General features: G+C 41.5%; 10 protein-coding genes. 9 read left to right on the plus strand and 1 reads right to left on the minus strand.

Features of this window, described 5'->3' with window-relative positions:
* Nucleotides 1-10 precede the first annotated feature (10 nt).
* From H5118_RS00845 to H5118_RS00885, 9 genes are all read left to right on the plus strand, one after another.
* Nucleotides 11-2164, plus strand: coding sequence for an FAD-dependent oxidoreductase (locus tag H5118_RS00845; protein WP_182747391.1), 2154 nt, complete (start codon nt 11-13; stop codon nt 2162-2164).
* A 2-nt stretch (nt 2165-2166) separates the two neighbouring features.
* Nucleotides 2167-2985, plus strand: a complete 819-nt coding sequence (locus H5118_RS00850) for a DUF547 domain-containing protein (RefSeq protein WP_182747392.1) — start codon at nt 2167-2169, stop codon at nt 2983-2985.
* Nucleotides 2972-4306, plus strand: coding sequence for an ABC transporter substrate-binding protein (locus H5118_RS00855; protein WP_182747393.1), 1335 nt, complete (start codon nt 2972-2974; stop codon nt 4304-4306). The genes H5118_RS00850 and H5118_RS00855 overlap by 14 nt, the downstream gene beginning before the upstream one ends.
* Nucleotides 4303-6057: an ABC transporter permease gene (locus H5118_RS00860; protein WP_182747394.1), complete on the plus strand. Its 1755-nt coding sequence runs from the start codon at nt 4303-4305 to the stop codon at nt 6055-6057. The genes H5118_RS00855 and H5118_RS00860 overlap by 4 nt, the downstream gene beginning before the upstream one ends.
* Before the next feature lie 55 nt (nt 6058-6112).
* Nucleotides 6113-6751: an ATP-binding cassette domain-containing protein gene (locus H5118_RS00865; protein WP_002960109.1), complete on the plus strand. Its 639-nt coding sequence runs from the start codon at nt 6113-6115 to the stop codon at nt 6749-6751.
* A gap of 32 nt (nt 6752-6783) precedes the next feature.
* Entirely contained in the window at nt 6784-7464 is a 681-nt protein-coding gene (locus tag H5118_RS00870) for a CDP-alcohol phosphatidyltransferase family protein (RefSeq protein ID WP_024607849.1), read from the plus strand.
* On the plus strand, nt 7457-8248 hold the full coding sequence (locus H5118_RS00875) for a sterol desaturase family protein (RefSeq protein ID WP_182747396.1): 792 nt from the start codon (nt 7457-7459) through the stop codon (nt 8246-8248). The genes H5118_RS00870 and H5118_RS00875 overlap by 8 nt, the downstream gene beginning before the upstream one ends.
* A gap of 440 nt (nt 8249-8688) precedes the next feature.
* Nucleotides 8689-11349: a glycoside hydrolase family 16 protein gene (locus H5118_RS00880; protein WP_182747398.1), complete on the plus strand. Its 2661-nt coding sequence runs from the start codon at nt 8689-8691 to the stop codon at nt 11347-11349.
* Nucleotides 11350-11414: 65 nt separating this feature from the next.
* Nucleotides 11415-14348 carry a TonB-dependent receptor gene (locus H5118_RS00885; protein WP_182747400.1) on the plus strand — a complete coding sequence of 978 codons (2934 nt, stop codon included), beginning with the start codon at nt 11415-11417 and terminating at the stop codon, nt 14346-14348.
* Between the two features lie 510 nt (nt 14349-14858).
* Here H5118_RS00885 and H5118_RS00890 read toward each other — a convergent pair.
* On the minus strand, nt 14859-15617 hold the full coding sequence (locus H5118_RS00890; RefSeq protein ID WP_182747402.1) for an SDR family NAD(P)-dependent oxidoreductase: 759 nt from the start codon (nt 15615-15617) through the stop codon (nt 14859-14861).
* Between the last annotated feature and the right edge of the window lie 122 nt (nt 15618-15739).

Genomic DNA, 15739 nt, shown 5'->3' on the forward strand with positions numbered 1-15739 from the left:
GAGAGAGAACATGATTAAAAAAATATTTCTATTATTGATTGCAGCGGCCGCCGTCGGCCTGTTCTTTCATTTTGACTTACACCAACTACTTACGCTTGATGGCTTAAAAGGATCGATGGATCAGTTTAACCAATACAAAGAGCAGTCACCGTTACTCGTTATTGGTGGGTTCTTTTTACTATACGTAGTAGTAACTGCTCTCTCTTTACCAGGCGCCGCTATTTTAACACTTGCCGCAGGTGCATTGTTTGGCTTAGTTGAAGGCTTATTGGTTGCATCTTTTGCCTCAACTATTGGCGCAACACTTGCCTTTTTAGTATCGCGTTACTTACTACGTGACACTATTAAACAACGTTTTCCTGAGCGATTAGCCGCCATTGATGCAGGCGTTGAAAGAGAAGGTGGATTTTACTTATTTACGCTTAGATTAGTGCCGGTGTTTCCGTTCTTTTTAATCAACTTACTAATGGGTGTTACTTCAATAAAGTCTTGGACTTACTACTGGGTAAGCCAAGCAGGTATGCTCGCCGGTACATTTGTATTTGTTAACGCAGGTACACAACTGGCGCAAATAGAAAGCTTATCTGGAATTTTATCATTCAACTTAATCTTATCATTCGCTTTATTGGGTATATTCCCATTCATTGCAAAAGGAATCTTAAACGTGTTTAAAAAGCGTCGCGTATACAAAAACTACACTAAGCCTAAAAAATTCGACCGTAACATGATTGTTATTGGCGCAGGCGCAGGTGGTTTGGTAACAAGTTATATAGCCGCTGCTGTTAAAGCAAAAGTAACCCTTATTGAAGCGGGCGAAATGGGCGGTGACTGTTTAAACTATGGTTGTGTTCCAAGTAAAGCAGTCATTAAAAGCGCTAAAATTGCAGAACAAATTCGCCATGGTGAAAACTACGGCCTAGAAAATGCGACACCGCAGTTTTCGTTCAAAAAAGTAATGGCACGTGTACACAAAGTAATTGCAGATGTAGCACCACACGACAGTGTTGAGCGTTACACTGACTTAGGCGTAGATGTTGTAAAAGGCTACGGTAAATTAATAGACCCGTGGACTGTAGAAATTAAACTTAACGACGGTGGCACGCAAACACTCACGGCACGCACCATTGTTATTGCAACTGGCGCACGCCCATTTGTACCGCCACTACCTGGTATTGAAGAAACAGGCTATGTAACAAGCGATACATTGTGGAATAAATTTGCAGAGCTAGATGAGGCACCTAAAAAACTTGTAGTACTTGGTGGTGGTCCAATTGGTAGCGAATTAGCACAAAGCTTTGCACGTTTAGGTTCAAGCGTTACGCAAATTGAAATGGCGGAGCGCATCATGATCAAAGAAGATCTTGAAGTGTCTACTTTTGCTCACGAAGCGTTAACCGAAAGTGGCGTTAATATTTTAACATCGCACCAAGCACTTCGCTGTGAAGCTCGCGATGGCAAAAAATATATCGTTGTTAAACATAACGACAAAGAAATAGATATTGAATACGACGAGCTATTATGTGCCGTTGGTAGAAGTGCGCGCCTTAAAGGTTACGGTCTTGAAGAGCTAGGCATTGAAACAAACCGCACAGTAGTAACTAACGAATACCTAGAAACACTGTACCCTAATATTTTTGCAGCAGGCGATATTGTAGGTCCATACCAGTTTACACATGTGGCAGCTCATCAGGGTTGGTACGCAGCGGTAAATGGCTTATTTGGTCATCTTAAAAAGTTTAAAGTAGATTACCGTGTTATTCCGTGGACTACGTTTATTGACCCAGAAGTAGCACGTGTTGGCTTAAACGAGCAAGACGCAAAAGTCAAAGGCATAGATTACGAAATTACTCGCTTTGTATTTGAAGAGCTAGACCGTGCAATTACCGACAGCGCTACAAAAGGCTTTATTAAAGTGATTACACCCAAAGGCAAAGACAAAATATTGGGTGTTACTGTAGTATCTGAACACGCTGGCGACTTAATTGCTGAGTTTGTACTGGCAATGAAACACGGTTTAGGCCTTAACAAAATACTCGGTACTATACACAGCTACCCTACTTGGGCTGAAGGTAACAAATACGCAGCAGGTGAATGGAAACGCGCTCATGCACCTGAAAAAGTGCTTAACTTGCTTGAAAAATACCACACTTGGCGTCGAGGTTAATTATGTTTAAAACACCTCTAAAAGCATTGCTACTTGGTTCGGCTTTATTTGTAACATCGTTTGCAACGTCATTTTCGGCCCAAGCCCAAAACATGCACGATAGCTGGAATGCATTGTTAAATAAGCATGTTGTCGCTATTAATCATAATCACAGTACTGAGGTTGATTACGCTGCTATAAAACGTGAGCATGCACAGCTAAAAACGTATTTAGATTCGTTAACGGCTGTAACGCAAAGCGAATTTGACGCGTGGAAAAAGCCTAAGCAACTCGCTTTTTTAATCAATTCTTATAATGCGTGGACTGTTGAACTTATATTGACTAAGTACCCTGATATTAAGTCAATTAAAGACTTAGGGAGCTTTTTTAGCTCACCATGGAGTAAAGAGTTTGTGCCATTACTTGGCAAAACTCGCAGCCTTGATGATATAGAGCATGGTTTAATACGTGGCAGCGGTAAATACAACGACCCACGTATTCACTTTGCAGTAAATTGCGCGAGTATTGGTTGCCCAGCGCTTCGAGAAGAAGCCTATACAGCCACTGATTTAGAGAGCCAATTGCAAGAGCAAACAGTGCGCTTTTTATCAGATATGACACGCAATATGGCTCAAGAAAATACGCTAAGCGTGTCTTCAATATTTAAATGGTACGGCGATGACTTTGAAAAAGGCTTTAGAGGTGCAAACACGCTACAGCAGTTTTTCTTGCAGTACAGCGATGCGCTTAAACTGATACCCGCTCAGCAAAAAGCACTTAAGAATGATGACATGAAAGTTAAATTTTTAGACTACAACTGGGATTTAAATGTTCGCCATTAAGTTTTGGCAAACACAGGCGCGATACAGCTTTTGCTGTGTCGCGTTTTGCGTTTTTGCAATCGTAAATTTAGCTGTTTTTTCAAGCACTGCGTTTGCTAACCCCGCTATTAACTCAAATAGTAAAAGTAATTTAGTAATTAACACACAACAGGGATCTCGCTGGCAACAAGTTCAAGCACTTGGTCGCAATCAAGATGTATACTTTTATGCATGGGGCGGCGACGCGCAAATAAATGCTTATATTCAATGGGCAGCGCAGCAAGTTAAAACTAAGTACAACATTAACCTAGTGCATGTAAAATTAAGCGATACCAGTGAAGCAGTAAGCCGTGTACTTGCCGAAAAATCAGCAAACAATAACAACCAAGGCAGCGTAGATTTAATGTGGATCAACGGGGCTAACTTTGCCACCATGCGTGAGCACTCTCTGCTTTTGAAAGAATGGGCTAATAAACTCCCCTACTTTGCATTAACCGATCCGGCTAACAACCCTGCTGTAACCTTTGACTTTGGTTTACCTACCAATGGTATGGAGGCTCCATGGGGGCAAGCGTCACTTACGTTTTATTACGACAGCATTGCAATAAATGGTAAGGCAAACAATAAATTGCCGACGACATTAAACGAATTATTAAACTGGAGCGCGCAAAACCCTGGTCGCTTTAGCTACCCAAAGCCGCCTGACTTTTTAGGTATGAGCTTTTTAAAATACGCCTTAGTTGTACTGCACCAGCAAAGCAGCGAAAACATTAAAGCGCAGCTAAACCAACCAATTACAACTAAAAATACAGCGCAAGTGTTAAACCCACTGTGGGACTTTTTAGATAAATTACACCCAACTCTTTGGCGTGGTGGCACTCATTTTATGCAAAGTGGTGCTCAAATACGCCGCCTTGTGGACGATACAGAGCTGAGTTTAGCCTTTACTTTTTCTGCACCAGAAGTACCGGCAGCTGTAAAACGCTATGATTTACCAAACAGCATTCGCAGTTACGCAATGAGTGATGGCAGTTTAAGTAATACCCATTTTGTGGCAATCCCTTACAATGCAAGCCACCAGCAAAGTGCACAATTAGTGGCTAATTTTTTACTCAGCCCTGAAGCGCAAGCTCAAAAACAAAAAGCGCATATATGGGGCGATAAAAGCGTACTTATTCAATCAACGTTAACGCCTGAACAGCAAGCCTTATTTAAAACAGCTAAACCGCATCCAAGTGCACTGCCTTTAAACAGTATTAAACGCACATTGAGCGAACCTCATCCAAGCTGGGTAAACGCCATTATGCAAGGTTGGCAAACCCGTTATGGAGTAAGTCAATGAGCGTTATTTCAAAAAGTGTACCTGTAAATACCAAAGCAACAACGCAGTGCAGCACCGATATGTTTACGCGCATTGTAAAATTTAGCCCGCGATTTTTACTCGCTTTACTTATACTACCCGTACTTGGTGGCTTAATTAGCGTATTGCTGCCTGCCTTTGGTTATGCGCCCGTACTTGAGCAAACAACGTTTAGCTTGCAAGGTTTTAATGCCCTTTGGCAAACACCTGGCCTTACTCAAATGGTTACCTTAAGCGTTGCAACGGGCTTAATAAGTACTTTGCTTGCATTTATCATTACCTTAATGATTTTAGCTGCGTTTTTTAATAGCCCGTGGCTCAACCGAATTCAGCGTTTATTGAGCCCTATATTAGTGATACCTCATGCCGCCGCGGCTATTGCGGTGGGGTTTTTAATTGCCCCTTCAGGTATGATTTCACGCTTAGCGTCGCCTTGGTTAAGCGGCTGGGAACTTGCGCCAAACGGCATGTTTCCGCATGATTCATTCGGTATTAGTATTATTTTAGGCTTAACACTAAAAGAGCTTCCCTTTTTATTATTAATGGCACTGGGCGTACTTGCTCAACCTGAGCTTGGCAAAAAATTACGCCAACAACATAAGGTTGCGCTTAACTTGGGTTATTGTCCAATGACCGCCTTTTTTAAAGTAATACTGCCAAGTCTTTATCCGCTGTTGCGTTTGCCGCTTTTAGCCGTGCTTGCCTATGCAAGTGCCAGTGTAGAAATGCCACTCATTTTAGGCCCAAATACACCACCCACGTTGGCCGTTGCAATAATGCATTGGTTTAACGATGTTGATTTAAACCTGCGTATTAAAGCCTCAGCAGGTGCTTTATTACAACTGGCTGTTACAGGCGGGTTGTTAGCCCTTTGGCTTGCCGGAGAAAAAGCCATAAAAGTATTATTTAGCGACTCGCTCACTAATGGAGTGCGCGAATACGGCGGATTTTATTGGCAAAAAATAACGGTCGTACTCACCGCATTAGTAATTAGCTTTATACTGTTGTCACTTATTGGTTTAGTTGTGTGGTCGGTTGCAGGTTTTTGGCGCTTTCCAGATGCAATGCCTGAACAATTTACACTACTGCATTTTAAAAGTGCGCTAATGCAAATGGGCAGCCCGCTTTTTAATACGCTAGCAATCGGTTTAGTAACCACGCTATTTGCCATTATTCTTACTTTATTGTGTTTAGAATCAGAGCAGTTGAGTGACAAACCTATTTCTCGTTTTACCAGTTTAATTATTTACTTACCGTTATTAGTGCCCAGTATTGCCTTTTTATTTGGGCTAGTATGGATACAACAACTGGTAAATAACCAAGCCGCATTTTTTAATGTAGTACTTACGCATTTACTATTTGTGCTGCCTTATGTGTTTTTGTCACTTGCGAGCAGCTATAGACGTTTAGACCCTCGTTTTGCTCATGTTGCAGCAAGCTTAGGCGCAGCGCCATGTAAGGTGTTTTTTAAAGTAAAACTACCTCAGTTGTTTGCCCCTATTTTAATTGCAGCCGCACTGGGCTTAGCTATTAGTTTTGGACAATACCTCCCCACGCTTTTAGCTGGCGGCGGGCGTATAGCCACAATAACAACCGAAGCCGTTACGCTTGCCAATGGCGCAAGCAGACGCACCAGTGCCGTGTACGCTATTATGCAAATGGCACTGCCGCTTATTGGATTTATACTGGCATGGGGTTTACCTAAATATTTTTTCAAAAGTGCACGTGTTTAAACGTGCACATATTTAAAGCACCCATGTTTAACACTATCAGGGTTAAGGTTTTTTAATGCAGTCATCGTTACAGATTAAAAATTGTCAGCTTTATCGCCAAAATGAGCTGTTACTTAGCTTAAACGAGCAAGTTAATGGCGGTGAAATTCTGACTATTATGGGCCCATCAGGCAGTGGTAAATCAAGCTTATTAAATTGGCTTACGGGTACTTTACCAAGTAGCTTTAAGGCCAATGGTGAGGTGTGGCTTAATGGTCAAAATATCGATAACACCCCTCCACACTTGCGCCATATTGGAGTGCTTTATCAAGACGCTTTATTATTTTCTCATTTAACTGTTGCTGGTAACATTGCCTTTGCAATGCCCAAAGGTAATAAAAAACAACGCCTTGAAAAAATAGAACACGCACTTGAGCAAGTAGGTCTTAAAGATATGGGTAATCGCCACCCCGATAACTTATCGGGCGGGCAGCAAGCCCGTGTTGCATTATTACGTATGCTGCTGAGCGAACCTAAAGCCATTTTACTCGACGAACCCTTTAGCAAACTCGACACCCAACTGCGTGTTGATACACGCGAACTCGTGTTTAGCCAAATACGCGATCATAAGCTACCTGCAATTATGGTAACTCACGACCATAGCGATGCCGACGCTGCAAATGGCAAACTAATTACTTTAAATAGCGCACTTTAATTCGTGGCTTTAATACGCATAAGGCAACAAACATGCTAGACAAATTTATCACCCCTGTAATTAAGCCACTGTTAACACCTGTGGTTATGCTTATGCATAAACGCGGCATAACTGCCGATCAGCTCACTGTGGTTGGCTTTTTAGTTGGCTTATTAGCCGTGCCATTACTGGCATTTGAAATGTGGTACGGGGCATTAGTTGCCATTGCTTTAAATCGAATTTTAGATGGACTTGATGGCGCATTAGCACGCTACGCAAACCAAAGTTCAAGCGCGGGTGGCTTTTTAGATATCACACTCGACTTTTTATTTTACGCGGCTATTCCGCTTGGCTTTATTTTGGCAAACCCTGAGCAAAACGCGATAGCGGGATCGTTATTACTTGCCACTTTTATTGGTACGGGCTCAAGCTTTTTAGCTTTTGCGATTGCCGCCGAAAAATTTAAACTCGAAAAACCGCAATTTAAATATAAAAGCTTTTACTACTTAAACGGCTTAACCGAAGGCACTGAAACAATAGCGCTATTTATTGCATTTTGTATTTGGCCGCAGCACTTTGCGGTTATGGCGAGCATTTTTGCTATTGCGTGTGGCATAACTATTTTTACCCGTATACATGGCGGTTATCACACGCTTAAGCAACAAGAAGCCGATGCTAACAAAGCAGCTGAAAACATGCCTAGCAGTGCAAATTCTGAGGTAATAAATGACTAATGAAGTATGGTGGCGACTCGGCTGCTTTTTTAGTATTTTAATTATAATGATGCTGCTTGAATGGCAAAAGCCAGCTCGCCAAGCACCTATTAAAAACAGAACACGTTGGTTTGCTAATTTTGGGTTAGTGTTTGCTTCATCAGTTATTGCGCGCTTAGTGGTCCCTATTGGGTTAACCGCCGTGGCACTTTACAATCAAGAGCTCGGCATTGGCTTATTTAATCAAATAGCCCTACCAAGCAGTTTAATTATTATATTGAGCATACTTTTACTCGATATATTAATTTACTGGCAGCATAGATTATTTCATCAAGTGCCTATTTTATGGCGCTTACATCGCGTACATCATGCCGATGCACATGTAGATACCAGTACAGGCTTGCGCTTTCATCCTATCGAAATTGTGCTGAGCATACTTATAAAACTCATTGCAGTAACAGCTCTTGGCGTACCTGCCATTGCGGTACTTATTTTTGAAATAGCACTTAATGGTTTAGCACTATTTAATCATGCAAATATACGCCTACCTAATGCCATTGAAAAACCACTGCGTTTAATACTAATGACGCAAATTTTGCATCGAATTCACCATAGCCAAGTGGTTAGTGAAACTAACTCAAACTATGGTTTTAGTGTAATTTGGTGGGATAAATTATTTGGTAGCTATAAAGATAAAGCAAAAAAAGCCGACGCAGATATAAATATTGGCTTAAAAGAATACCCAAGCCAAAAGCAAAATGCGTCCCTTTTGAGGTTACTTACAATGCCTTTTAAAAACAAGTAAAAACAAGTAAAAACGAGTAAAAACAAGCATATTTTATCTCTTACAATACCAATCCACTTAAAATTGCTTTTATGTAGATTGGTATAAACAAAATACTCCTTAAATACTATAAATATACCTGTAACTAACCTTTTAATTGTTAAGTCCTTTCCTACTTTTTTGACGTAAAAAATATTCCGCTCACGCTCCCATCAAAAAACACAAACAACATAACTAATTGTATAAATTGCAATTTATATACAATCTAAAATTGGTAAACTGGTCTTACCGTAAACTAATTGTAAATAAAATAAACAAATATGTTGACCATTTGCGTACTCCACAATATCATTTGTAAGCGCTTACAAAACACAATCTAGAATGTAAGCGCTTACAGCATGAAAAACAAAGCTCAAAAAACAATTAATCTGACAATAATCTGTTGAAACCGGGGTTCAGTTATGAACATTGAAACAACGCACATTACACGTTTACTTGCCGCTATCTCTTTAGTTACGTTAGCTGGCTGTGGTGGTGACTCTGCCACTAAATCAAATTTTGAAAATGTAGATGCCTCTGAGCCAGTATCAGATTGGCAAATGGTTTGGAGCGACGAGTTTGAAGGCTCAGCCATTGATACAAACAAATGGAACTATGAATTAAACTGCGATGGCGGTGGTAACAACGAGAAACAGTGTTACACCGACAGTGAGCAAAATGCATTTATTGCAGACGGTGTGTTAAACATTGTTGCCCTACCCGCTGAAGAAGGTGCAGAAAAACCTTACACTTCAGCGCGCTTAAATACGCGTTACAACGCCGACTTTACATATGGTCGCTTTGAAGTGCGCGCCAAACTTCCATCAGGACAAGGTAGCTGGCCAGCATTTTGGATGCTGCCAACTGATGAAGTTTACGGCACTTGGCCTCGTTCTGGCGAAATAGATGTTTTAGAATCAGTAAACCTTAAAACACCAGATGAAGATGGCGGTATAGAGTCTAGTATCCATGGCACACTTCATTACGGACGCTCATGGCCAGATAACAGCTACACAGGGCAAGAATACAAATTCCCTGAAGATACTAATCCAGCAGATGATTTCCACACGTATGCTGTTGAATGGCAAGAAGGTGAAATTCGCTGGTACGTAGACGGTTACCTTTATGCAACTCAGCGTCAATCAGAAGTGCGTACTAATGCAAGTGGTGAGGCTGTAGGCCTAAAACATCGTGGTTGGTTTGCAGAATACTTTGAACAAGGTTCTGGCGAACTTACAACGCACTGGGATAGCGCACCATTTGATAAAGACTTTCACTTATTGCTAAACCTAGCAGTAGGCGGCGACTGGCCTGAAAACGTTAATGATTTAGGTGTAGACGCTAGCGCATTTGAAAATGGCCAAACCTTTGCTATTGATTACGTACGTGTTTATCAATGTGCATCAAACTCTGAAACAGGTAAAGGCTGTGAAACTATTCGCCCAGGTTACAATAGCTTAGACGATGCGTTGCTTGAAGGCGATGCACCAATCCCTAGTCCACCTTCGACAGGCATTGCAACACCACTAACTATTTTTGGTGAATCATTTAATCCAAATTGGCCTGCATGGGATTGTTGTGGTGGTTCTACTCCCGCTATTGTTGCAGATGAAACCCAAGGTGATGTAGTTGAATTTGTAGTAGGTGCAGAACCCACTGTAATGGGCTTTATTAGCCGTGAGATTTTTATTACTGACGAAGCAGGAAAAGCCAGCCCGTTTGATGCATCTCCAATGCTGGATGAAGGTTACGTTCGCTTTAAAATGAAAGTAACAAATGCACCAGGCACAGCTGATGCAGCTTGGCTTGTAAAACTTGAAAGTAATGAAGGTTCTAGCGCAGTAGAAATGCCGATTACAGATAGTCTTGAAGGCGTAAGCCCTGTTGTTGGCCAATGGCAAACTTATACATTTTTACTAAAAGATTTAGATGCTGCAGATTTAGATATTAGCGCAATTGATGTGATCATGGTGTTTCCAGCATGGGGCGCAGGTGAAGGCGCTGTTTATTTAATTGACGATGTTGAGATTACTCAAGATAACTTAGGCGTATCACCTGAGCTTACTATTTTTGAAAATGAGCAAAATCTAGCATGGCCAATGTGGGATTGTTGTGGTGGCTCAACCCCAGTTGAAGCCATGGATGATGAAGAACATGGTCTAACCGCAGAATTTAGCATTGGTGCAGAGCCTACTGTAATGGGCTTTAATAGCCGCACATCGTCAGGTGGCGCAGGCGAATCGTTTGATGCTAGTAGCATTTTAGATGAAGGTGTTATTCAATTTGATTTAAAAGTAACCTCAGCGCCTAGCGATCCAGCTACACCGTGGTTGTTTAAAGTTGAGTCAAATGAAGGTGACTCTGCAGTAGAGCTTGAATTAACGGCAAGTGTTGAAGGCGAAGCACCAGTTACTGGCGAGTGGCAAACATATACATTTAAACTCTCTGATCTTGCAGCTGCTGGCTTAGATGTAAGTACTATAGATGTATTAATGATTTTCCCAGCATGGGGTGCAGGTGAAGGCTCTGTTTACCGTGTAGATAACGTTAAAATTTATAATCCAAATGCAGCGCCAGCTGCAACGGGTGAGCTTACTGTATTTAAAGATGCAGCGGCCGAGCAATGGAGTATTTGGGATTGTTGTGGTGGCTCTACACCAACAACAGAAACCGATGATGACGCGCATGGCGCAGTAGCGCAATTTAGCATTGGTTCTACTGCTACAGTAATGGGCTTTATAGCTGATGAAGACGTATCGTTTGATGCCTCTGCAATACTTGAAAATGGTGTAGTTCAATTTGATATGAAAGTTGTATCAGCCCCTTCAAATATTGATGCTCAGTGGCTATTTAAAATTGAATCAATTGGTACATCAAGCGCAGTAGAGCTTGCTTTATCAAGCAGTGTTGAAGGCCAAGCACCTGTAACGGGCGAATGGCAAACATACACCTTCCCTCTTCAGCAATTGTTTGATGCAGGCTTAGACATTAGCGCATTAAACGTAATTATGGTTTTTCCTAGCTGGGACATGGGCGATGGCGCGCTTTACCGTATAGATAACGTGATTATTGCAAATCCATAAAACACACACCAATGGGCGCTTAGCGCCTATTGCTACACAACAACATTTTATAAAGCAGAGCTATTATGAACACATTCAATTTTAAAAAAAGCCAACTTGCGGCTTCTGTGTCTCTCATCATTGCTGCGAGCACATTAAACACAGCTATCGCTGCAGAAGCAGACATATCAGCAAAGCCTGATGTAGAAATTATTGAAGTAAAAGGTATTCGTGGTTCACTTATTCGTTCTATGGATATGAAACGCGACTCTTCGGGTATTGTAGATGCTATCTCGTCTGAAGAAATGGGTAAATTCCCAGATACAAACTTAGCAGAATCATTACAGCGTATTACCGGTGTATCGGTAAGCCGCGCTAACGGTGAAGGTAGCCAAATTACAGTACGTGGTTTTGGTCCAGAGTTTAACTTGATTACCTTAAATGGCCGCCAAATGCCGGGCACAGGTTATACACGCTCGTATAACCTTGAAAACGTTGCCTCTGAAGGCGTAAGTGCGCTTGAAGTGTTTAAAACAGCTCGTGCAGACGTGCCAAGCGGTGGCTTAGGTGCAACGGTTAATATTTCTACTGCGCGACCTTTTCAAAAGCCAGGTCAAAATTTTTCAGCAACCGTTAAAGCAAACCACGACTCGTCGAACGAAGCTGGCGATGACGTAACACCAGAGTTTTCTACTGTTTACAGCAATACCTTTGTAGATGACACTTTTGGCTTTGGTTTTTCGTTTTCGCACCAAGAGCGTGACTTTCAAAAACAAAGTGCCAATATTCAAGGCTGGCAGGCAAACGTAGACTTACCTGAATTAGATAGCAGCAACGTAGTTGATAACCGCACAGATTCTGCAGGTAACTACTACTTCCCTAAAGACATGAACTACTCTATTGAAGATGTAGAGCGTGAACGTACAAATGGGCAAGTTACTTTTCAATACGCACCGGTCGATGGCTTTGTAGCAACACTTGATTACACAGCAAGTAAAGCTGTTACCGGCTCTCAAAGCATTGGTTGGGGTATTTGGAACGACTTTGGTAGCAATATAAATGGCTACGAACTAGATGAAAATGGCACTGCAGTATATGCAGACATTAGCGGTAATGACGCGTCATTCACAGCTAATAAAGGCACTACAGAAGTAAAAGCCCGCTCTCTTGGTTTAAACCTAGATTGGGAAATTAGCGACACGTGGCACGTAGAGCTTGATTACCACGACTCTAAAAACGAAACCGATAACGGCGCCGACAACGGGCTGGGAAGTGCAGGCCAAGTAATTTTAGGGTCTGATCAGCTAGCTAATAAAATTTATGATTACCGCACGGGCGAAGTACCTAGTGCACAAGTTAATTGGTTAAATGGCACAAGTGAATTAACGCCTGGCGAAATTGATTCAAACTTTAGTCAGTTTACTCACTCGCCGGGTGAATCAAACATTGAACAATTACAGCTACACACAACATGGTATAACGAAAGCTATGACATTGGTTTAGTTAAAGTTAAATTTGGCGCATCACGTACAGAACAAAACACAGGTGGTTACACCGCTTGGAGTGGTTTAGTAGGTGGCCCAGGTTTTAACCCATCATATACAGAAATATTCCCAGACGGCATGTTTACCCGTCACGATACATCGGGCCTTTTAGATCAATTTGAAGGGGGCGGCAGTGACTTACAACCTGGTTACTACTATACCTACGATTTTGACGAAGCTGTTGCGCGCCAAATTGCTTACTTAACAGCTGATGTGACAGGCGGCGATGCATACGCCGCAAATGCATATATGGATGGTATTGACAGCGAAAGCTACGTAGAAGAAATCACTAATAGCTTTTATGTTCAATCAAGCTGGGAGTTTGACGTAAGTAACTACTACGTAAAAGTAAATGCAGGCCTACGCTATGAGCAAACAGACGTAACCAGTACTGTACGTCAACGCGTTGAAGATCAAGTTAACTGGATCAGCGCTTCAGAGTGGATCATGCAATACGCTGCGGGCGGCGATGATAACTTCTTAGAACAACAAGGTGATTACGATGTTTTACTACCTTCAATCGACGTAAGTGTTGATTTAACTGAAGACGTAGTAGCTCGCGTATCTTGGGGTAAAACAATGTCGCGTGCACCACTAGGTAATTTAGCCGGTGGCCGTAGTTTAACAGGCAGCCCAAAACCAGGTTCTCGCACAGGTAGCCAAGGTAATACAAACTTATTGCCGTTTGTATCAACAAACCTTGATTTATCATTTGAGTATTACTACGCAGAAGGTAGCTACGCGTCTGTTGGATACTTTAAAAAAGATGTTGATAACTTTATTCAAACCACCATTACGCAAACCACTATTGATGGCTTGCACGATATTTTAAACGGCCCTCGTTACTTACAAGCCGTAAGCGATATTGAATCACGTGGTGAGCAAGCAACAACCGACGCTATTTTTGCACAAATGATTGCCAGCGGTTACGGCAATGCAAATGGCGTTATTGAACCAAACAGCGACGATCCGCTAATTACATGGAATATTAGCCAACCACAAAACACCGACAGTAAATCGGTAGATGGTTTTGAAGTAGCTGTTCAGCACTTAATTGGTGAAACCGGTTTTGGTGTTGGTGTTAACGCAACGTTTGTAGATGGCGACGTTGAATTTGATAGCGAAAGCCTTGATCAACAAGCACCGCTTACAGGCTTAAGTGACTCAGCTAACTTCCAAGGCTTTTACGAAAAAGACGGCCTATCAGTTAAAATTACTTATGCATGGCGCGACTCATACCTAATTGGTGTTGGCCAAGCGCAAGGTTCAGCTGATGCGCCTCCGCAATATGCTAAAGCGTATGGCCAATGGGATATGAGCGTTAACTACGATGTAAACGAAAACGTAACGGTATTTTTTGATGGCATAAACTTAAATAATGCAACCGAAGAAGGTTACGGACGTTACGAAGAGCAGTTCTTATTTGCTAATCAATACGGTCCTCGTTACTCAATTGGTGCTCGTTACACGTTCTAACTAAATTTCCTTTAGTAAAAAATGCAAAAAACCGCTCACTGAGCGGTTTTTTATTGTCTAAAGTCATAATTTTTTAATAAATGGTACCAATCTGTTTATATATGGGGTCTATTTAACGTTAAGAAAATTACGCTATAACTAGGCAAAAATTTTTGTACCTAGGGTCTGTTGATCTTTGCGGATTAAAATTTTTTCAAACTAGGGGCTATTTAATCGCGGCGCGAGGTTTGTAACCTAGTGGGCTAAGTAAAAACCGAGCAACAAAGAGTAAATAGCCCCAAGAAAGAACCCTTTGGGCAGCGCCTGTTTGGCATTAATGCTACGTTATCGCCCATTTATGGGGAATAACCACACCACATAGGCTCTGCCTTGCCTAAATACCAAACAGACTGCTGCAAATTTAACCTTGAAAGATCAACAGACCCTAGTTGTTCTAAATAAAAATTTCAGCGACGTTATAGTGAAATTTAATTCACTAAATTGCTCAAAGATTCCTGCCGGTTGGTATGATTACATATACATACCGCCCGATACCTCAAGCCGTTGACCTGTCATCCAACGGTTTTCGTCCGCTAATAAGTTAGCAATCATAGGCCCTATATCGTCTGTTACACCAACTCTGCCCATTGCCGTTTGTGATGTAATAAACGCATTTACTTCATCGTTATCACGAACGGCGCCATTACCAAAGTCGGTTTCAATTGCACCTGGGGCTACAACATTTACCGTAATATTTTTAGGTGCAAGTTCTTTAGCTAAATACCTTGTCATTACTTCTATTGCACCTTTGGTCATTGCATAAGTAATATGACCGGGTAATGAAAAACGCGTTAAACCACTTGATAAATTAATAATACGACCACCGTGTTTTATAAAGGGTAACAATGTTTGGGTAACAAAAAATACTCCCCTTAAGTTAATATTTATTAACGTATCAAAAGTTGATTCACTTGTGTCTACAAAACTGCTAGTAAGCCCCACCCCTGCATTATTAATTAAGTAATCAAACTCACTTTGTTGCCAATGAGTCCGCAGGACATTTTGTAGTTGCTGTGCAAAATCCTCAAAGCCGAGCATATCACTTACATCTAATTGCAATGCAACCGCTTTAGAGCCTAGCTCCTGTACTTGCTTTACAACCTCTTTTGCTTCTTTTTCATGACGACGATAAGTAAAAATGCAATCGACATTTTGCTTTGCAAGGCAAAGCACCGTGCTTTTACCAAGCCCACGATTACCACCGGTGATCACTGCAATTCGTTTGTTCATTGTTATATCCTGTTGAAAATAAATGCGGGGAGTTAAATAACTGCCAAGCCAGTATATTTTTTCAAGCAACAAAGATAAACAGGCTGAAAAGAGTTACACTGTTCAAAATAAACGAACAATAA

Source organism: Pseudoalteromonas sp. SR41-1, assembly GCF_014164015.1.
In the GTDB taxonomy this organism is placed as follows: Bacteria; Pseudomonadota; Gammaproteobacteria; order Enterobacterales; family Alteromonadaceae; genus Pseudoalteromonas; species Pseudoalteromonas distincta.